This window comes from Rothia sp. SCPM-O-B-18226 (M350) (genome assembly GCF_058213595.1).
In genome coordinates this window covers 958,560-978,780 of record NZ_JBYQJS010000001.1, presented here as the reverse complement: position 1 = coordinate 978,780, position 20,221 = coordinate 958,560, and the positions used below count along the sequence as shown (strand labels likewise).

12 protein-coding genes are annotated in these 20,221 nt (G+C 60.5%); 3 read left to right on the top strand and 9 right to left on the bottom strand.

What is annotated here, in order from left to right:
- Positions 1-95: 95 nt before the first annotated feature.
- Both AC3E6W_RS04045 and AC3E6W_RS04040 read left to right on the top strand, forming a co-directional pair.
- Positions 96-1,004 (top strand): DUF6318 family protein, encoded by a 909-nt coding sequence (locus AC3E6W_RS04045; protein WP_490652386.1) that lies wholly within the window; start codon positions 96-98, stop codon positions 1,002-1,004.
- A 280-nt stretch (positions 1,005-1,284) separates the two neighbouring features.
- On the top strand, positions 1,285-2,154 hold the full coding sequence (locus tag AC3E6W_RS04040) for a DUF6318 family protein (RefSeq protein WP_490652385.1): 870 nt from the start codon (positions 1,285-1,287) through the stop codon (positions 2,152-2,154).
- A 348-nt stretch (positions 2,155-2,502) separates the two neighbouring features.
- On the opposite strand, the gene cobA is transcribed toward AC3E6W_RS04040, so the two are convergent.
- Both cobA and nirB read right to left on the bottom strand, forming a co-directional pair.
- A complete protein-coding gene (gene cobA / locus AC3E6W_RS04035; RefSeq protein ID WP_490652384.1) occupies positions 2,503-3,414 on the bottom strand; it encodes a uroporphyrinogen-III C-methyltransferase in 912 nt (303 codons plus the stop codon).
- A gap of 1 nt (position 3,415) precedes the next feature.
- Complete coding sequence (gene nirB / locus AC3E6W_RS04030) at positions 3,416-6,085, bottom strand: nitrite reductase large subunit NirB (RefSeq protein ID WP_490652383.1); 2,670 nt, start codon at positions 6,083-6,085, stop codon at positions 3,416-3,418.
- 592 nt (positions 6,086-6,677) lie between these two features.
- On the opposite strand from nirB, the gene nirD reads away from it, so the two are divergent.
- Positions 6,678-7,004, top strand: a complete 327-nt coding sequence (gene nirD, locus AC3E6W_RS04025) for a nitrite reductase small subunit NirD (RefSeq protein WP_049331302.1) — start codon at positions 6,678-6,680, stop codon at positions 7,002-7,004.
- A 94-nt stretch (positions 7,005-7,098) separates the two neighbouring features.
- On the opposite strand, the gene AC3E6W_RS04020 is transcribed toward nirD, so the two are convergent.
- From AC3E6W_RS04020 to AC3E6W_RS03990, 7 genes are all read right to left on the bottom strand, one after another.
- Positions 7,099-7,830, bottom strand: a complete 732-nt coding sequence (locus AC3E6W_RS04020) for a sirohydrochlorin chelatase (protein WP_490652382.1) — start codon at positions 7,828-7,830, stop codon at positions 7,099-7,101.
- A 226-nt stretch (positions 7,831-8,056) separates the two neighbouring features.
- Entirely contained in the window at positions 8,057-9,667 is a 1,611-nt protein-coding gene (locus tag AC3E6W_RS04015; RefSeq protein ID WP_490652381.1) for an enoyl-CoA hydratase, read from the bottom strand.
- Between the two features lie 363 nt (positions 9,668-10,030).
- Positions 10,031-11,557: a hypothetical protein gene (locus tag AC3E6W_RS04010; protein WP_490652380.1), complete on the bottom strand. Its 1,527-nt coding sequence runs from the start codon at positions 11,555-11,557 to the stop codon at positions 10,031-10,033.
- Between the two features lie 775 nt (positions 11,558-12,332).
- Positions 12,333-14,144, bottom strand: coding sequence for a propanediol dehydratase (locus AC3E6W_RS04005; protein WP_490652379.1), 1,812 nt, complete (start codon positions 14,142-14,144; stop codon positions 12,333-12,335).
- Positions 14,145-14,443: 299 nt separating this feature from the next.
- Entirely contained in the window at positions 14,444-16,393 is a 1,950-nt protein-coding gene (locus tag AC3E6W_RS04000) for an LPXTG cell wall anchor domain-containing protein (RefSeq protein WP_490652378.1), read from the bottom strand.
- A gap of 508 nt (positions 16,394-16,901) precedes the next feature.
- Complete coding sequence (locus AC3E6W_RS03995; RefSeq protein WP_490652377.1) at positions 16,902-17,909, bottom strand: NADP-dependent oxidoreductase; 1,008 nt, start codon at positions 17,907-17,909, stop codon at positions 16,902-16,904.
- A 335-nt stretch (positions 17,910-18,244) separates the two neighbouring features.
- Complete coding sequence (locus AC3E6W_RS03990) at positions 18,245-20,146, bottom strand: LAVTG motif-containing sortase-dependent surface protein (protein WP_490652376.1); 1,902 nt, start codon at positions 20,144-20,146, stop codon at positions 18,245-18,247.
- Positions 20,147-20,221: the final 75 nt, after the last annotated feature.

Sequence of the window (20,221 nt, the reverse complement as noted above, 5' to 3'; positions counted from 1 at the left end):
TTTGTCCCGCGCGAACCACGACTATCACGAATACGACCATGCACCCGCTCCGGGTGCCCCGAGCCCATCTCGGGCTAGATTCAAGGAGTTCACCGATGTTCTCACCCTCTTCGAGCGCCCATTCCAACACCGTTAGCCCTTCAGCTCCCCTAGCCCGCCGCACCCTCCTGCTGGGCGGTCTGGCAGTCCTCACGGCAGGATGTGCCGCCAGGGTCCATCCGCTCAGCGAAGAAGCCAAGCGGAAGCTACCCACTGCCTCCCCCTCCGCGAGCGCCTCAGCCTCACCCGCAGCGAGCACCTCGACGCCCCCTTCGAGCGCCGCGACAAACGACGCGACAAACGGGACGAACGACGCGAACGCTGACGCCCCGCGCGTCCCGGAATCTGAGGATGCGCTCGTCAAAGGTTGGGAAAAATATCCGGGCCCTTTGAAGTTGACCGGCCAGTACACCGGCGAGTATCAGCCGGCCACTTCATCCGCCCCGGCGCAGAACGTGCCCAAGCCCCTCAAGACTGTCCCCCACCGTGACGAACCGACTTTCGAGGGTGCCTACGAGACGTTGCGTGCGTACTATAGCGCCCTCATCACCACGCTTAAGGATGGACACTACGCGTCTCAGGCGGTGGAGCTGATCCATCCAGAAGATCGAAGTGCTATCGCTGAGATTAACGCGGTCAAGGAACTCTACGAGCAGAAGGGCTGGTACATGGAGTTCACCTGTAGCATTTCGATGCAGAAGACGGAGCCGGTGGGCGCGGTGAAGGACGGCGACGGGTACGTGGTGATTTATGTTGATGCCGAGTACTCAGCCACCGCCGTTCACCAGCCCGACGGCACCGAGCGGAAGGTCCCGGCCATCACCCAGAATTCCACGCCACACGTCATGCTCTTCGCCGAGGGTAAGTGGTGGAGTATTAGCGTCCCCTACATGAACGAGCGTCTAGGAACCGGTTCGGATTCTTCCGGCAGCTCCGGCGATTCTCACGGACCCGCCGGTGTCTAGGGCCGCTTGATTCCGGGTGATTCTCATCGGGTAGGTTCAGCATCTGTTCCTCCCCGAGTTCGGGTTAGCGTGCACTTAAAGATAACGTTCAGGGTTTTTTGACGAACCTTTCAAACGGGTCACTTATAGTCGAACCCGGATGCTCCCCCGCGTTCCTCGCACCGAGGTTTTGGGGCCGAGCATCCGGGTATATCCGTACCACGCACCATACGACAGGACCCCCGCAATACCGGCGTACACACAAACGCCGCACCCTGCGGGCCTACATCAGGAGGCCACGATGTCTTTCCTCAATCAAGCACCCAGTCGACGCAATATCCTTCTGGGCGGTATTGGCCTTGCCGCTCTTGCTCTGGCCGGATGCGCCAAGGATGTCCGTCCGCTTGCCGACGGGTCGGCTTCCCCCACTGACTCGCCCAGCGGTTCTCCCAGCGACTCCCCCAGCTCTTCCGACAGCGCGTCCGCTTCGGCTTCTTCCAGCGCCTCGGGCAGCACCCGAATCATCCCCGAGGATGAATACCTCAAGGATAGTGACAAGTACCTCGGTCCCCTGAAGTACGAGTACAAGGAGCTGTCGAACAAGTACGTCGAGGCCACCGATACCTCCCCCGCGAAGAACGTCCCCACCCCGGTCATCGATCAGACGGCGCGGCGCACCAACACCCTCGAGGGCGCCTACAAGACCCTGTGCGCCTATCAGAGTTCTTACGTCTACCTCATGCGTACCGGCACGATTGAGTACGCTATCAACCTCATGAACAAGGACGATACCAAGCTCAGCGCCGAGCTTTTCAACGTCCACACCCTGTATTCCAGGGGCGGTTGGGTCAAGGGCTACGAGAATAAGATGAGTATTCTCTCGGAGTACAGGACGCGCGCTTACGCCTCGACTGAGCTGAGCGCGGTGTCCTTCCCCTGCGAAGACTGGGCGAGCGAGTTTACGACCTATCAGAACGGCTCGAGCCAGGTTCAGGAGGCAAGCACGATTCAGGTTCCCGTGATTCTGGTCTTTGACCAGGGTAAGTGGAACGTGACCAGCGCGGAATTCTTCAGGTCTGAATACAGCGAACGCTTCAAGAAGATTTTCGCTGGTTCCGGTGGTTCCTCTTCGAGTTCCTCCGGTGGCTCATATTCCGGTACCGGAGTCTAGACCGAGCTGGCCGATTTGCTTCCACGCTATGAGGGCGGGGCGGGTATCAATTCAACTGATACCCGCCCCGCCCTTCGTCTGGACCTTTAGCCTGTGCCTTCCGTCTGCGCTGGTGACGATTGTGACGCAACCAATTGCACGGCCAATTATGCCGAGCGAACGGAAGCCCGTGTTAAGCCCCCCAGTCCGGCAGCCGGCCCACGCGCGCGTTCCGAACATGACGATAGCCCCGCATCCCTGGCAACTAGGAAAACCAGGGACGCGGGGCTATGCCTTGATGCCTCACACTCCTCCCCCGCGGCGGGCATCGCACCGGGAGTACAAACGGAGCATGAACACAGCGGAACGTTACGAGGTGGAACGCTCGCGCAGACGCTCGTGAACCTCGCTCACGAAACGGTTCTGATTATCGCGGGCGTAGTACACGACCTCGCCAATCACGGTGATGGCGGGCGGCTTCACTCGGGCGCAATCGGCCTTCGCATTCTCCAGGGTCGTCACGGTAACCCGCTCGTTCTCGGAGAACCCGTTTTCGATGGTCGCCAACGGCATCTCGCCCTCAATCCCACGAGAGAGCAGAGACGCCACCGTATCGGGCAGGGTGCGCACGCCCATCAGCAACACCACGGTGCCGGAGGCACGCAGAGTTGCCTCGACCGCAGCCAGGTCATCCTCGGAAAGACCCGAATGGCCGGATACCACGGTGAAGATCGAGGACACGCGGCGCAGGGTCACCGGGATACCGGCACGTCCGGGAACGGCGATAGCGCTGGTGATACCGGGGATCACCTCGGCCTCCAGGCCCGCCGCGATGCACGCATCCAGCTCTTCGGCGCCGCGACCGTACACGTACGGGTCGCCACCCTTCAGACGCACCACGGTCTTACCCGAAAGCGCGTAGTCAATCATGAGCTGCTGGATGCGGGACTGCGGAACAGCGTGCTTACCGGGCACCTTGCCCACATCGACGATGAGGGCGTTGGGGGCGTACTCGCCGTACTCCTGCGGGGCGAGGTGATCCAGCAGGACCACGTCCGCCTCACCCAGAGCACGCACAGCGCGCAGGGTCAGCAGGTCGACGGCGCCGGGGCCGCCACCGACAATGTAGACCTTGCCGGGGTGCTCGGCGCGCTCACCGGGCAGGGCGATACCGCGCTCGGTCACGCTGTCATCCAGGCTGTGACCGGGCGCCCCGCCCGCGAGCACCTCGTCAATCGTGGCGAACTCGCGGGGCGGGAACGGCGGAATCTTCGGGCCCATACTAGGCTGCCGGAACCGGGTTGAGGTCACCGGGCTTACCCACGGGAATCTTGGTACCGGTCACCAGAACGGTGTTGGACTCGCCAGCCTTGACAGCCGCAATCTCCTCGGGGGTTGCGGGGCGAATCTGCTCGCGCTCCAGCACGAACAGGTGCGATGCCTCGTCGCTGCCGTTGGGCTCATTGATGAAGGCGCGGAAGCGGCGCAGACGACGCTCGTCCTTCAGGGTTGCGGCCCACTCGTCCTCGTAGGAATCCACGTGACGCTGCATGTCGCGCTCGAGGTCCTCGCACACGCCCAGGGAGTCCTCGATGAGGACGGACTGCAGGTGTGCCAGACCGTCGCCGTGCTCCTCGTCCAGGTCCTCAAGCCAGCGAGCGGTACGCTGCAGCTTGTCCGCGGTACGGATGTAGTACATCAGGTAGCGGTCGATGTAGCGCACGACGTCCTCGCTGGAAGCGTCCTTGACGAAGAGGCGGCCGTGGGCGGGGGTTGCGCCACCGTTACCGCCCAGGTACAGGTTCCAGCCGTTGCTGGTTGCAATCAGACCGACGTCCTTGCCCTGAGCCTCGGCACACTCGCGGTTACAACCGGAGACACCGAACTTGAACTTGTGCGGGGAGCGCAGGCCGCGGTAGCGGTTCTCCAGCTGGACTGCCATACCGACGGAGTCCTGAACGCCGAAGCGGCACCAGCTCGAGCCCAGGCAGGACTTCACGTTACGCAGGGACTTACCGTAGGCCTGACCGGATTCGAAGCCAGCGTCGACCAGACGTTCCCAGATGTAGGGCAGCTGCTCGAGGCGGGCACCGTACATACCGATACGCTGTGCACCGGTGATCTTGGTGTACAGGCCGAACTCCTCGGCAACCTCGGCGATGACGGCCAGCTTCTTGGCGGGAATCTCGCCGGCGGGAATACGCGGGACGACGGAGTAGGTGCCGTCCTTCTGCATGTTTGCCAGTGCGCGGTCGTTGGTCTCCTGCAGACCACCGCGGCCGGAGTCCAGCACGTAGGAGTTGCGGAAGGAGGAGAGGATCGATGCAACGGTCGGCTTACAGATGGCACAGCCGTCGCCGCCGTGACCGAAGCGAGCAATCACGGAGTCGAAGTCGTCCAGGTTGGTCAGACGCACGGCCTCGGCCAGCTCCGCACGGGAGAAGTCGAAGTGCTCACACAGGGCCTTGGAGACGGTCAGGCCCATCTTCTTCATCTGCTGCTCGAGGGTCTTCTGCAGCATGGGCACGCAGGAACCACACTGGGTACCGGCGGTGGTGCAGGCCTTCAGGGATGCCACGTCGTGGTTACCGTCAACGATGGCCTCACGCACGGTGCCGAAGCTGATGTTGTTGCAGGAACACAGGATTGCGTCGTCGGGCAGTTCGGTGTCGGGGATGCCGTCGCCGCCGCCAGCTGCGGTCAGGTAGACGTTCGGCTCGGCGGGCAGCTCGCGACCCAGCAGGGGCTTCAGGGAGTCGAAGGGAGCGGTGTCACCGACGAACACGCCACCCAGCAGGGTCTTGGCGTCGCCGCTGGTCACGATCTTCTGGTACATGCCGCGAGCGGGGTCAGCGAACAGAACCTCGAGGCAGCCCTCGGTGGTACCGCGGCGGTCACCGAAGCCGGCCACCTGAACGCCGGAGAACTTCAGCTTGGTGGCGATGTCGAATTCCTCGACCTTTGCCTCTTCGTTGTCGTTGAGCAGGTTGGCTGCCACTGCGTCGGCCATAGCGTTAGCCGGTGCAACCAGACCCCAGGTGCGGCCCAGCACGCAAGCAACCTCACCGATAGCCCAGATGTGCTCGTCGGAGGTGTGGCAGGCGTCGTTGACGACGATACCGCCGCGCTCACCCATGTGCATGTCGGCGGCACTAGCCAGCTCGTCATTGGGGCGAATACCGGCACCGAAGACCACCATGTCGGCGGGCAGGGTGCGGATGTTTGCGTCCTCGGAGGGAGAGTCTGCGATGGAGACGGAGACGACGTTACCGTCGGCATCCTTGTTGATGCCGGAGATGAACACGCCGGTCTCAATATCAATGCCGGTTGCCTTGATCTGGGCGTTCACGGCGTAACCGCCGCCCTGGTCCACCTCGACGGAGAGCAGCCAGGGAGCCACGTCCAGAATGGTGGGCTCCGCGCCGAGTTCCTTCAGGCCCTCAGCAGCCTCGAGACCGAGCAGACCACCACCGACAACGATGCCGCGGGGTGCGCGGCCCAGGGTGGACTGCAGGCGGTTGACCTCGGAAACCATGTTCTTCACGTCATCGACGGTGCGGAAGACGTGTGCTGCGTCCGAGTTGAGAATGGGGATGCGAACCGCGCGGGAACCGGTTGCAAAAATCAGAACGTCGTAGGGGTACTCGTTGCCCTCGGTGTCGGTGACGACGCGGCGGTTACGGTCCAGCTTCTCGGCATGGCAGTTGTTGACCAGGTTGATGTTCTCAGCGTTCCACAGCTCCGGATCGCCGAGGGTTAGATCCTTCTCGGGGTCCTTGAAGAGCTGCTCAATGGCAACGCGGTCGTAAGGGGTGTAGGGCTCATCGTTCAGCACGGTGATGGTGTCTGCGGCACGACCGGCTGCCTCTGCGCCCTCGTGGTATGCGCGAACAAAACGCCATGCGGCGGGTCCTGCACCGACAACGAGAATGTTGCGGGGGGTGTTCGACATAGATTTTCCTTTCCTAGTTTGCGATGCGATAGCTCTGCATCCTCGCCGCGGGCGGCGATTATGTCCCTGGGATTCGTCCCGTAACTTATTTGCGGCGCACATGCCGCAACACGGAAATCCCGGATTTGCCAAGATAAGGGGGGTCGTACCAACGGAGCGCAAGGCCCCGCGAAACCTCTTATCTTCTGCAACTCCTGAAAATTACGAAACATTTTTATGTGGGATTATGTTGTTTTCTTCAGGTGCTCAAAAGTGATTCCGAGCTACGACTTTCATCGTACATGGTAGCGCAGGGTACGGATAGCCAAAATCAGCATTTTGTGAGAAAAAATTCTGAAAAACTTCCGCGGAATAACAGCCCAGATGAGGGAATACATACCCCCGGCAGCAGCAGATTTAGGTAAGGCTAATCTATAAAATTTAGGGTTGTATTTTAGGGTGAAAATAACCTTTAGCTTTCTCGCGTGCCCCATTTCCCAATGTGGGTTTCATAGGGTAAACTCCAAACAAAGAACACGTGAATCGCAATTACGCCCAAACCGTAATTGAGCTCGCCCCCGCGCGACACACACCGTTTCGAAAGGAAAACCCCATGGCCGATAACTGGGTCCGCATCTGCGCCGAATCCGATCTTGAAGAGAACTGGGGCGAAGTCGCTCTGGTCGACAACCATCAGTACGCCATCTACAAGACCAAGCACGGCATCTACGCCAGCGATCACCTCGACCCGCACAGCCAGGCACTCGTTCTGGCCCGCGGCATTATCGGCGAGAAGAACGGCCACTCGACCATTACCTCCCCCCTCTACAAGGAGGTCTACGATCTGACCAACGGTGAGTGCCTCTCGGACTCCTCCTACTCCCTCAACGTGTACCCCGTTGAGGTCCGTGACGGCGATGTCTACCTGCTGGCCAACTAATTCGGACGGCTCATAGACAATTCAAATTGACGAAAGGCCTCCGCTTCCTTTGAGGAAGCGGAGGCCTTTCGCGCGGAACGAGCCCAAATAGTTCTTAGGCGGCAAGCGCCTCATCCATGCGATTGACAAAGCACTCGGCCACCACCCTGGCGGATGCAGGGTCCTGTGCGTTCACCAGCGGCGCGGCAACCTTCGCCGGCAGGCCCGTCGAAGCGGCGTCACGGCGCATCTTACCGGCAAAGAAACCCTCCGCCAGCAGGTAGGTTGCGGCGAACTCCGGCTTATACTCGGCCACCACCTCGTGGAACTTCGGGTCAATGGAGGCAATGAAGCCGTGCTGAACCTGGGTTCCCAAGGCCTCGGAGAGCAACTCGGCGGCACGCTCCATATCGGCGCGGCCATCGGCGCGGGAGGAGCCGGCGGCGCCCTGCACCACGACAGAACCGTTCTCGGGGGTCCAGCCAACCTCTTCAAGGCGGGTCCGAGCCAGGCGAGCCAGACGGGAATCGGGACCAAGAGACTCGGCGATTACGATACGTTCGATACCGCTCGCGCGGGCTGCCCGGCGCAAATCCACCTGGGTATGGAACCCGGTGGAGAGCAGAATCGGGACAATAACGCAGGGCTCGTCCTTGGGCAGAGCCGCCGCAGCATCATCCACGCTGGGCGATTCGACATCAACGTAAGCCTCGTGCACGCGGTATTCCACGCCGTCAGTACGCTGGTCCAGCAGGGAACGCACCTGTTCGCGAATCAGGGCGATGGCTTCACGGCCGGCAGCGGAGTCGGTACCGTGAGAGGTCGCGAGAACATTCAAAACAGTCATGCTCCCATTGTAAAAAATTCCCGGGGCAAAATACCCGGCCCACACAAATCTATGAGCCGCAAAAGCCCCCGCTGCCCCACTCAAATCGAGTGAGACAGCGGGGGCTGGCGAGGCAAACTCGAGGCCCGAAAGCAGTTGAGGTGACAGCACTGCTGAGCGCCCACGCCCGGCGAGTCACCGGCGGCAACCGGAATTTACGCCCCGTCACCCTCAGCTCCTGAAAGCCTTATTTGCGGCGCGAGGAATGGGCCCAGGTCATACCCAAAGAGCCCAGAACCATTCCACCACCGATGGCCAATAGTACGGCCAGTGCAGATGAGGAGGCCATCATGCCATGGGCCAAATCGGCTTCTGATGCCTTCACCCCGTCACGGCCCTTCTGCTCGGAACGCACCTGCGAGGAGGAACCATCCAGCGTCGAAGACCGTCGCGATTGGGTAGCGGGCTCGGTTTCTGCGGGCGCACTCGTACGAGCGGTAGCCTGATCGTCCTGTGCATCGCGTGTGCGGTAGCCTAGCGCAGATGAAGAAGAGGCAGCGGGGCGGGCAACGGCCTCCGTCCCCTCTTCGACAGAGATGGTGGGGTCCTTCCGGTCCCCGGCCAAGGCGGTTGCAGAACGTACGCCTCGGGTCTTCGTCTTATTCCCGTCAGCCACTTTCACGGCATTCTGTTCCTCACTGCTTGAGGCCGTTGAGGGGGCCGCAGAAGAGGTGCTAGCCACTGCTGAGGATGAAGAATCCGAGGAATCGTCAGTGGAGGTGTCGCCGCTTTCACCCTGGGAATTTCCGGTAGCGCTACTCCCTCGAGAAACGGTGAAGCGCACCGTGCTGACCTGGACGTCTCCACCGCTGGTGGCGTCTATTGCCACTACCAAGTAGGTGCGGCCGGTCTGCAGGGAGGCGCCGGGTACACCCAGCACCGCCTCAAAACTTCCGGAGGAGAGGTCCGAAGGGTTCACCCTCACAATAGCTAGGGCGTCACCCACCGTATGCCCATCACCGTCGAGCTCCATGAGCATCAGGTCATACCCGTTGTCATTCGTTGCAAAGTTCTTGCCGCGCACCGTAACGGGCTTTACCGAATCGCTCGAGTTAACCTGGGAGTTCTGGATTGTCAGGCGAGGGCTGTCTCGGTGATTCTGCCTACTTGCCTGAGCCTCGATCTTTTCGGAGCTAATCAGCTGAATATGCTCCGGTTCCTTTGTGACGTTCGGGGACTGGGTCACCACCGGCTGAGGAGTGGGGGCTACGGTAGAAGGAATATGCGTGGGGCTGGGCTGCGGCGAGGGAGACTCCGGGGTGTCTTTCTTCTCTACCGGTGTGGAGTCGGTTGCTGAGGGGCCCTTCGAGGACGCATCCTCACCGTGTGGCGGGGTAACTCCCGGCTGAGTAGAATACCGAGGATCGGAGGGAACCTCCACCAGGGTGTCGCGATCTCGCGTCAGAAAATCTACGCGTGTGATGCCGTAGGCCGCATCCGTCAGGGTGATGACGTAGAACGTTCCCCCAGCGGGCAAATCAAGCAGAAGCGCTACTTCCCCGGGGGAACCTCCTTCGGTCGGGGAGACAGAACGGTGGGTGCATTCCTCCGTCGAGGTGCACGAAGTAACTTCTACCAGCACGCTCTCGGCAGAGATTCCCTGAGGAAAACCCGACCAAACGAGCAGGGCAGCACCGTTCTCACGGTGAATGGTCAGGTTAATATCACCCTCGTTAGGGCCATCGAAGTCGACGTTCGATTCCCCCTCGCGACGTTGCGTTATGGGGTCGTCCGAGTCGCCTACTCCAGCGACATCGTGTAAAGAGGGCGTAGGGTCGGCAACAGTATCGGCGGCCATGGATGGGGCAAGCACCCCACTCTGCAGTCCCGCAGCAAGGGTCGCAACGGCAACTACACGGCGTTTTATAGATAATGTGCTCATGCAATGTGTCTTTTCGTGGTGTTTAACGAGGTGCTCCCATCCCCGATTATTCTTCCAATCCCACACCGGGTAATCGACCGAGCCCTGGACAGAGTATCTGTCCGGTGGCATCCACGCCATACGACCACTGAGGTGTGGGGTCAGGGTAAGGAGGAGTCCACGTCTATATATCGGCTTCCTCAACCCTACCATGAACTCCGAGGTTTATTCACTCAAGGGTATTTTGACTCCCCTAAACGCTGTCTTTACGCTCGGGGAGTCAACAAGTCCCGTAGGTGTTTACCGGTGGAACACCCGAGACAGGGAGAAGGCATTCCTCCGAATGGCCATCCATACGGCGCCCGCCACCAGGCCCAATCCCACCAATCCTACGGTCCAGAAGGTCACCCTATAGTCGGAGGCTTCCTCCATAACGTGTTCCGAAGAGGACGCCGCTTTCACGCCTTCCTGCTGCCCCGCGGTCGACCCGGAGTGCATCTGAGAGATAGGGGCGTTAACCTCAGCGGAACGGGAATTACCCTCCGTCTGACGGGTGGGGGTTAGTCCCTTGGCGCCGTCGGTAGGGGTCACGGGCTGCGCGGCAGATGCCAATCCGCTCTTTACGGAGGCGCCACCCTCCCCATTCAGCGTTGCGGTATCGGACCCCGCGGTATATGCCGAGGTCAGGGGTGACTGCCCGGCGGATGCATTGGTCTGGGGCGCCATAGTGCGCGCTTGCGCCAGAGCCTGAAGCCCCTGCTGACGGCGCTCGGCACGCGCCTGACTCTCACGGGTTGCGGTGGAATCGGCCCCGCTAGAACGGGAAGCGTTCGAGCTACCGTCGGTTGCGTTAGAAGAAGCATGAGAGGAGGCGTTCGCGGAGTTATCGCTATTCGCGGTAGTGGACGTTGAAGTAGCGCCCGTTTCATCGCGGCGAGTGGCGGAGGAATCCGCGGTATCCTGCGATTTCCCGGCACTCACCTTAAACCGAACTGAGGCCACGGCGGTGTCGTTGTTCTGCTCATCGACGTACACCAGGTACGCGGTATAGACCGAATCGGTCTTGAGAAGCGACCCCGGAACGCCAACAGCCACCTCGAGTTCTCCTCCGGCGATGTGTGCAGCGTCCACGTGGGTGTACGAGACGGCATCGCCTCGGGGATTACCCTGCATATCGGTCTCAAGGACCATCAGGTCGTACCCGTTCTCTCGGGCGGGCAGGTTCTTTCCGACAACGGTCACGGGCTTCGTCTCTGCGTCAGAACGCAGCTCGGCGTAGCGAACGTTCAGCGTTGGAGCGTTCAGGTTCGCGGTGTCTCGGGAGGAGGTCAGGCCTCCGGGTACCTCACTCACAATCTGAGTGCCGTGCTCCAGATCGCCCGCCGCTTTCGGGGTAGGCGAAATCGAGGGCTGCGGATAACGGGCCTCTTCACGCGCTTTAGCCAGAATCTTTTGCGTTGCGTCGTCAAGACGGATTCCCGACGAGTCACTGTCGACGTCCCCGTCACCGGCAGGAACGGTATGGGGAATAAGCGAGTCGGCAGTAATTTTGAACTCCCCGTATCCCTCATCGAAGCTGTCTATGTCGAGGACGGAGATGGTGTAGTAGCCTTCCTTCGGCGTACTCGGTAGCGTGAGCGTCAGAAGGGTAGAGCCATCCTGGGCTTTCACTGCGCTCAGCTGCTGGGGAGTATAAGTGACTACCTCTCCGGATGCTTTACCGGAGAGGGTGTAGTACTGAACGGCCACGAGATAGCGGCTCGAATCATTGATGTACTTCTCTTCGTAGAGAGGGTGCAGATTGAGGGTCACCCGGTTCTGTTCCACAGAATGAATTAGAACCTCAAGCGTATCGAGTTCAAGGTCGAAATCTTGCGAGGGACAATTCTGAGGATTCTCCGAATTGAGAATAGTAATAATACACTGCTGATCGACAGAAAAACCGGTTCCCTCCACCGCGGAAGCATTGGGTAACACAAACACACCCGTAGTCGCTAAAACGGAAAGCGTCAGGGCGCGGAAAGTTCGAGGTCGTTGAGTGATCATAATAGTGCCATTTCAATCGAAGCGGACGCACAACGCGCTGATAAGGAGTAGCTCACCACAAGCCCCTCTAATGCAATAATTATGCGTGCCGGTACATCGGTTACATCCCAGCCTAACACGAGTATTAAGATTTTAAATTCATTACATTTGTGTGCTTATTGTTAGGCAGTATATGCACCTCAGAGTAAAACACTGTATGGCCACCCCATAAAACATCGTTATCGAAAAATGCGAATGTTTAGAGGGAAGGTCGAACATCCCGCAAACAATTATTTCAATCGCCGTAAAAGCCCAGGTGCACGACATATAGTGTCCAACCCAAGCCCTGAAAACAGGCCATTCACGGTGTTATAACGCATAAACGTTCGCGCCGGGGTCCCGCAAATCCACCTCCTATAAACAATCAAAATCATTTACATGCCGTACAAGATTTGACAAAAATCCATTGCATAATGCGATACACATCTCACATAATGCAAAGACGCCCCGCGGTCGGTAATGCTACGCATCACCACCACAGGGCGCCCTTCGAGGTAAATTCTCTGCTCCCCCGCGCCTATGCGTTCGCGTCCATCATCTCAATTGCCACCGCTTCAGCAGAGGCCTCCGCCCGACGACGATACCGGTTCACCACCACGGCGCTACCCACGAAGACAACCGAACCGGCCAGCGCAATTCCCAGCGGCACGGTACCCTCCGGCAGGGGTACATCTTCCGAAGCGCTTGCCTCCAGTTTCTGAGAATCAGAACCACCGCGAGCTTTCGTGCTTCGCGTGTAGAACCCGTCGGAGCTCAGGCGAGAACCTTCCCGTGTGGCAGGGGCAACGCTCTCAGTACTTCCCGCTGAGGTCTGATACCCCATCAGATTCACGATGGTGCGTCCGCCAATAAAGGCTGCGTATCCCGACATGACCGGGGTGACGTTCGATGCGGTAACGGAGTTACTCGTGACCGCATGAGCCTGCGGGGTTGCCCGCGCAGCCGAGGCATGGGCATGAGCGACATGATTCAGAGCGACATCTGTCGAAGGAATATGGGGAACGGTTTCCCCAGCGATTCCTCGAGCCGACGAAGATTCAACCGCAGAGGGTGAAGCATCACTCGGTGAGGAGATATCTGCCGGCAGCTGCTCACTCGAAGAATGAACCACAGTGCGCTTAGGCTGATTGTTGGCGTCTGCAGTTGAATCCGCCGAGCTGGCGCGCTGAATAATGCTCACGCTGAAGGCAGAGGTTGCCACGAGCCTCAGCTCATCGGGAGACTCGCCCCCCACCGCCACCACCCGGTACCGCTTACCGCCAACGAGTGAGGTTCCGGGGACCTTCAAATCAGCCGAGAACGCGCCGTCCCTGACCTGCTCGGGGCTCACGTGGGTCGTGGCCAGGGGTGCGCCGACGGCTCCCCCGTCGGCAGGCATCTCGAAGACCATGACGTCATAGCCCAGGGAGCTCTCCCCCACGTTCTTGACGCGCGTGCGAATCGTCTGAAGATCGCTTGAGCCTCGCAGCTCCGCGGTGGAAATCTCAAGAATGGCTTCGCGGGTTTCCGCGGGGACCTGATTCGAGGAGCGGTTATGCACCAGGATACGGTCCCCCTCGGGCTTGGGCGTATCAGAAACGTCGGTGGTAGATTCGGAACTACGGGGCTCCCCCACATCACCGGGTTTCTCAGATGCAGTAGCGGAGGGGGTCGGCGAGGCGCTCTCCGAGGTAACCGGAGCCGGGGCCGGAGCGGCCGTGGGCTGCGGACGCTCCTCTCGCTCATCCTTCGAAGGCTCGGGATTCGGCACAGGATGGGGCACGGGGCTCACCGCATCGATGGGTGCACGCTGTACACCCGGGGTATCGGGGAAGAAAAGATTCTGACGTGAGGCGAGAAGACCCTCAACGCTCTCGCCGTATTCGGGGCTCAGCTCAACGAAAGAGGAGTTGCCGGTCTGAAGGTCGGTAACCTCCACCATGTAGGCCTGTTCAATATTCAGGCGCTGGTGAATACTCACATCGAGATAGCCGTCATCATTCTTTGACACGGTCAGCTGCGAGGCGGGGACCACCATCGAGGCAACTTCCAGACCCTCCACAGTAACTGCCACCAGGCGCACCTGCACGTGGTCGAGAGACTTCACCCCGCCCAGACCAATCAGGATGTAATCCTCACTCTGGCCTAGCAAATCCATGATGAAAACATCAACGTTCGTAGCGTGGGGTTCAGGAGTCTTCGCAGAGGGAGTCGCACCATGCGGCTGTGCATGGGCGGACGATACGAAGGAAGCGGGGGCCAAGGTTGCAGGGGCCAGCGCGCCTCCCAGCCCGAGGGCTGCAGATGCTACGAGGGCCGCGCCGCGAGCAGTTCGCTGCGTGGTAAACATGGTCACCTTTTTCGTGAGTGAGTAAGTGAGCGATAGGTTGTGCAATCCCCCACGCTCAGAAGTTCGGAAGTGAGAGCGGGGAGGCGGCCTCTCTTATCGGTGACCATGTGCGTTTTAGAACGCGTTTTGCTCCGCGAGGGCGGAGCATAGAGAGTGGCAGTACCGCCGGTCAATGCACTCTAAATTATAGGTATAACCTTAGAAAAAGTTAAAGACGAGGGGACGCCTCTTTTGTTACAAAGAAGCATCCCCTCGTCTTATCTCACGTTATGGCTTGTGAGAGGGTATTTATCAGCATTTTAGGAGCGGGAAGTGAGTTGCACATCACGGCGACCACGGCGGGTCAGGAAGGCTCCCGCAGCCAGAGAGAGCGACCCTACCGCGCTAATCGTCAGCATCCCGGAGGCGCCCGTTGCAGCCAGCTGCTCACGCTCACCCTTGGAGACCGAAGCCGTAGCCTTCTGAGGCTTCTGTCCGGCACGGTCGGTAGCCCCGCCGGTAGCATCCTCGGTAACCGGAGCAGATTCGTGCGAAGCCGACTCGGCCGACACAGGAGCCTCGGATGCGACAGCCACAGGAGCGGACTCCTTCGACTCTTCGGCCGGTGCCGGGGCGCTATCGGAGGGAGTAACCGAGGGCTTCTCCTCCGTCGGCTTTTCAGCAACAGAGTCACCGTAGCTCGGCTCCTCAGTTGCCGGCGCTTCGGTCTGCTCGGCAGGCAGCGAGTCGGAAGGACGCGAAGCATCCACGCCGTCACGCTCCACTGTGAAGCCGCCGGTCACGATCTGCACGGTTCCTCGGGAATCCTCGTAGACTGCGCTTACACGGTAGGTCGTACCCGGCTTCAGGGCGTTGCCCGGCACCTGAAGCTGCGCGGAGAAGGAACCATCCTCCACACGAGCGTCCCCGGAGGCAATGGCCTCACCGGCGGTTCGGCCGTTAGAATCCAGCGCGTACACCTGCAGGGCCACGGGACCGGAACCTTCGAGACCTTCACCGGTGAAAGTGAGCGTCTTTTCCGAGTCATTCTCGGGGACTGCGGTCTCTTCCACGCGCAGGCGAGCACCCACGGCCACGGATGAATGATTCGTCGATTCGGCTGACTCCTGCTCCTCCGCGCGATCTGCCGAGGCGTCGCGCACCCGGTCGAACTGAGTGTTACGCGGCAGGTCGTAGTGGCGCCGAGGGTCGGTTTCCGGGAGCACGGGGTCCTGTTCCTCAGCGGGAACAATGGAAGCCTCAGAAGCTTCCGGCTCGGAGGTCGCGGGGCGAGGGGCCGCCGGGGTCTCTTCCGCCTGCGCTTCAACCGCTTCAACCTCTTCGTCGGCAGGCTCCGCGACTGCAGTCTCAGCAACGCTCCAGCCATTGGTGAAGGGAATCTCGACACTCTGAGCTGCTAGGCCCCGGGAAGCCGAAGGGGCAATTTCAACGTTCAGCACGTAGCGCAGATCGGGATGCACATCTTGCAGAACGGCTAGGCGCGCACCAGGTACCTCGATGCCGTCCAGAAGCGTGCCGTTGACAACATCGGCTCGTGCCGGGGAGGCAGCCAGTACGTGGCGATTGCCCTGCTCATCAACGGCGTAAATCGAGGTCATGATCTCGAAGGCCTGCGCATCGCCCAGGCCGGTGGCCTTGTAGACGATCAGGTTCTGCTCCTGCGGAATTTCCAACTGACCAGACAGGATCTGGGCATTGAGCGGCTCATCCTGAGTATCCGCAGGCTGCACCTCCAGGGGCGTCCATGAATTGTAGGAGGTGTCTTCGACGGAATAGCCGAGATCGGGGTTGACGACGGCGGTTGCCACCACGTACTGCTGGTTGGGGTCGAGGATTCCCGCAGGCAGGGTGAGCTGGGTGCTAAAGCTACCCTCGTGCACATCGGAGACGGGGACGAGGGTCATGGTCACAGCACGGGCACGGCTCAGGGCAGCCAGGGGGTACTTGCGGTACTCACTGACGTACACGGCGATGCCATGCTTCTCAACGTCCTCGCCCAGAAAACCACTACCGCTAACGGTGATGCTCTGGGAACGCGCGGGGTTGATGGCAGCACCCTGTTCGATCTGCACCGAGGGGCGCACATCGCGGTCAGAATGTTGGGCACGGTTCTGCTGAACGTTAGAGGAGGAAAGGCCGCCCGCATTGTGCACTGGAATCGCGGCCTGGGCCGCACCGGTGCCGGCGGTCAGAACGGAGGCCGCAATGGCGGCCGTTGCTCGGGTCTTTGAGTGAGCGGGATCGGGCATGAAACACACCTTTTCTGTGAGTGTGAACGATACCCTTTACGCGACAACGACGCCTCAATTCCCGGCGGGAAGATGTACGGTTGGTTCCTTCGCGAGGTTGGTAACCTTGCGATAGGGGTCTCCTCGGCATGGGCGATGGGTTCCGAGAGGTAAAACTCTCAATCTCCATCTGAGGTGGAAGTCCGCGCGAGGGGAATCGCTCTATTTATCGGTAGTTCCACACTATCAATAGAAAAAGCCTCTTGAGGCCCAATACGCTTTACGAGCCAACTATTTTTTTATGCAATGAACCACAAAACGGGTTTTTTGCCCAAATCTCCCCCACTAATCATCCGCAAAACATATCGACTAGGTAAAATACCTCAACTCTCCCTTCAAGGTGAGGGTTTAAAGCGAACGTAAATAGGTAGACTCTACAGTGCTATATGTGCACATTTATGCACATATAGTTATTTTCTTTCGGGTGTAAGGTTTTTGAGGTCTCGCATCATTCAGTAGCGCCAATCCCCTATTCACCGGCGATGCGAATGACTCTCTTGCCACGCGTGTGACCGGCCTGCAAATCGCGGTAGGCCGCACGGACATCCTCAATCGTGAACCCGTACACGCGATCCAAGCGAATTGACACCTTCCCATCGGCGACCAGCTCGGCTAGGGTCTCGAAGTCCCCGTGTTCCGAATGGCGGGGGCCCGTAAACTGTGCTCCCCTAATCATGACCTTGGGCGAGGGAACGAGGGTTCCAATGTCCTTGCCCTTCAGCCCCAGCGAAAAGGCTAGGGTCACGTAGTCGCCACCGTAGCAGTCCAGGAACTTTGTCACGCGACCCTCGGCCGCCTTGAGCACTCGTTCCCCCACGCCCTCGCCATAAGCAACCGGCACGGCCCCCAACGACCTGATAAACTCGGCATTCGCGGCCCCTGCAATGCCAATGACGCGTGCACCGCGAGCCACGGCATACTGCACGGCGACGGACCCAATTCCGCCCGAAGCCGCGGAGATGACCACCGTATCGCCCTCACCCACGCCAATATGGCGGAAGGCGCCTCCCACGGTCAGGGCCGCGACACCCATTGCGGCCGCGTGCTCAAAATCAATGGAGGCGGGCTTAGGCGCAATGTCGCCGATGTTCACACAAATTTCCGTGGCCAGAGATCCCCGTTTGGTGCCCAGGCCGGGGGCACTGACGATGGTTCCGAAGACATCGTCGCCCACGCGATAGCCCGATACGCCGGGCCCCACCTCGAGCACCGTGCCGGAGAAATCACGCCCCACTCCGCGGGGGAACTGCGATTTCTTTGATTCAAACCAGCGGCGGGGGTTCCTGATTTTCATGGCGCGCGAGAGCATCTTGAGCTGTGGAGAGCCCTCAAAAATCTTATAGTCCACGGGGTTCAGGCCGACCGCACGCACCGCAATCTTTACCTGCCCCGCTTCGGGGCTCTCCCCCGGTACGCTCACGAGCTTCAGATTCTCCACGGGCCCAAAGCGGTCGGACTGCACTGCCTGCACGCTCATCGTTTCTCATTCCCCTCTTCCCGATTCGGGAGGTATTCTGCAACCTAACGGCAAATTCTTCGACAGGGTTATCCGGGCCCCTCGAAATTCGAGGCTTTCACTTCCGGGACGCTCGGAACCGATAAACCCCCACCCCCGCGAGCGCGGGAACCCTGTCATGAACAAATCGACACCGGTCTGTCCGTCCATTGCGGCTGCAACGTTCCGTGGAGCGCCGCATCGTGCGCCCTCACTATTCTGAACACACAGAAACGTCCTCGCGGTCTCCCGAGATTATTTTAATCCCGAGGAAACCGCGAGGACGTTTCATACGGCGTTACGCGAAAGGATCAACCCTAGAGGCTGCGGCGACGCAGAAGCATCAGCGCAGCACCGGCGATCAGCGCTGCGGCGCCGACACCGGCAATACCTGCGACACCTTCAGCGCCGGTGTGAGCCAGCTGCGGCTTCGAAGAGCTATCCGAAGTGGTGCGGCCGGCGGTATCGCGAGCGCTCACGGTGTGGCCACTCTGGGAAGAAGCGGTCACCGGGGTGTTACCAACCTTGGCCTTGGGAGCCTGCGAGGAGGGAACGCGAGTCTCGGTCACGGTCACGGAACCGTCCTCGCTCATTTCCGCGGTGAAGACGCTGGTGGTGCCGTCGCCGTTATCGCGAACGGTGGTGTTATCGTCGTTGCTTGCCACGGGCATCGTGGGGGCCGGGTGGTCCGCATCGCTCACGGAGGCGGTGGTGACAGCCACCTGATGTACCAGGCCGTTCGGGTCGCTGGTAGCCACGAGCGCGTACACGTAGCCGGGCAGCAGACGATCGGCACGCACGGAAAGTTTAGTGGTGAAGGTGCCCTCCATAATCTCGGATGCGGGCACATCCTGAACGGCCAGAGCCTCACCGGTGATGTTGCCGTCGGCATCCAGGCGGTAGATGGCCACCTGCACGCCGCGGGAAGCAGATTCGTGGGTGAATCCCGCGCCGTTGACAGTCACCACGTTGTACTCGTCGTTCGGGTCCAGGCTTGCGCTCTCGGTGGTGAGGGTTGCGTTCTGAGGTTCAGGGACTGCCGGGGTTTCGGGAGCCGGAGTCTCGTCAGCCTTGGGAGTCTCTGCCTTGGGGGTTTCGGGAGCCGGAGTCTCGGGGGCGGGGGTCTCATCAGCCTTAGGGGTCTCCGGAGCCGGAGTCTCGGGGGCGGGAGTCTCATCAGCCTTGGGGGTCTCGGGAGCCGGAGTCTCGTCTGCCTTGGGGGTTTCCGGGGCGGGGGTCTCATCAGCCTTGGGGGTCTGAGCACGCGGAGTGGTAGTCTCGGTTACCTTGAAGGAGGAAAGAGCCACCAGCTTCTCGGCGGGCTGAGCCTGGGGGTTGCTGACAGCAACCAGAGCGTAGGATGCGCCGGCGGGAAGCTGGGCTGCGGGAACGCTGAGGGAAGCGTTGAATGCGCCATCCCTGATCTGTCCAGCGTCAACGGTGATGGTTGCAATCGGTTCACCGGTAATCTGCTGGTTAGCGTCCAGAGCGTAGATGCTCACGTTAACAGAGGCACCCACCTTGGCCCCCTGGAAACCGGATGCACGAACCGTAATGGTATTGATGGTGGCGTCTGCGGGGAAGTCGGTTTCCTCAATCTCGATGGCGGGATTGGCCTGCTCGGTCTTGGGATCTGCCTTCGGGGTTTCCTCGGTCTTCGGTGCCTCGGTAGCAGCGGGGGCCGGGGCCTCAGCCTTGGGGGCCTCGGTAGCGGCCGGGGCCGGGGCCTCAGCCTTCGGGGTTTCCTCGGTCTTCGGTGCCTCGGTAGCAGCAGGGGCCGGGGCCTCAGCCTTGGGTGCCTCGGTAGCAGCGGGGGCCGGGGCCTCAGCCTTGGGTGCCTCGGTAGCAGCAGGGGCAGGGGTCTCAGCCTTGGGTGCTTCAGTCTTCGGTGCTTCGGTAGCGGCCGGGGCAGGGGTCTCAGCCTTGGGTGCTTCGGTAGCGGCCGGGGCCGGTGCTTCAGCCTTCGGTGCCTCGGTCTTCGGAGCCTCGGTAGCAGCCGGCGCCGGAGCCTCAGTCTTCGGTGCTTCGGTAGAAGCCGGGGCCGGGGCAGTAACCTCTACGTTTACCTCACCGTTGGGGTGCTGCGTGACGGCAACAGTCGTACCGTTCTGGTCTGCGGGAGCCTCAGCCGCAAAGGTTGCCGGAATAGCGGCAACGGAGCCTGCGGTAAAGGCTGCCGCTGCTGCAATCTTGTAGACGCGACGGGTAGTCTTCGACATTGTTCCTCGATCTCTGAATCATCGGTGGTGAACCCCGGGAATATGCGCCCCCCTCTTCGAAGGCCATCGGGTGTT

Coding starts and splice junctions, on each gene's coding strand:
- AC3E6W_RS04000 (WP_490652378.1), bottom strand. CDS start 16,393: ATGCCCGATCCCGCTCACTCAAAGACCCGAGCAACGGCCGCCATTGCG.
- AC3E6W_RS03990 (WP_490652376.1), bottom strand. CDS start 20,146: ATGTCGAAGACTACCCGTCGCGTCTACAAGATTGCAGCAGCGGCAGCC.
- AC3E6W_RS04045 (WP_490652386.1), top strand. CDS start 96: ATGTTCTCACCCTCTTCGAGCGCCCATTCCAACACCGTTAGCCCTTCA.
- nirB (WP_490652383.1), bottom strand. CDS start 6,085: ATGTCGAACACCCCCCGCAACATTCTCGTTGTCGGTGCAGGACCCGCC.
- AC3E6W_RS04005 (WP_490652379.1), bottom strand. CDS start 14,144: ATGTTTACCACGCAGCGAACTGCTCGCGGCGCGGCCCTCGTAGCATCT.
- nirD (WP_049331302.1), top strand. CDS start 6,678: ATGGCCGATAACTGGGTCCGCATCTGCGCCGAATCCGATCTTGAAGAG.
- AC3E6W_RS04020 (WP_490652382.1), bottom strand. CDS start 7,830: ATGACTGTTTTGAATGTTCTCGCGACCTCTCACGGTACCGACTCCGCT.
- AC3E6W_RS03995 (WP_490652377.1), bottom strand. CDS start 17,909: ATGAGCGTGCAGGCAGTGCAGTCCGACCGCTTTGGGCCCGTGGAGAAT.
- AC3E6W_RS04040 (WP_490652385.1), top strand. CDS start 1,285: ATGTCTTTCCTCAATCAAGCACCCAGTCGACGCAATATCCTTCTGGGC.
- cobA (WP_490652384.1), bottom strand. CDS start 3,414: ATGGGCCCGAAGATTCCGCCGTTCCCGCCCCGCGAGTTCGCCACGATT.
- AC3E6W_RS04015 (WP_490652381.1), bottom strand. CDS start 9,667: ATGGCCGCCGATACTGTTGCCGACCCTACGCCCTCTTTACACGATGTC.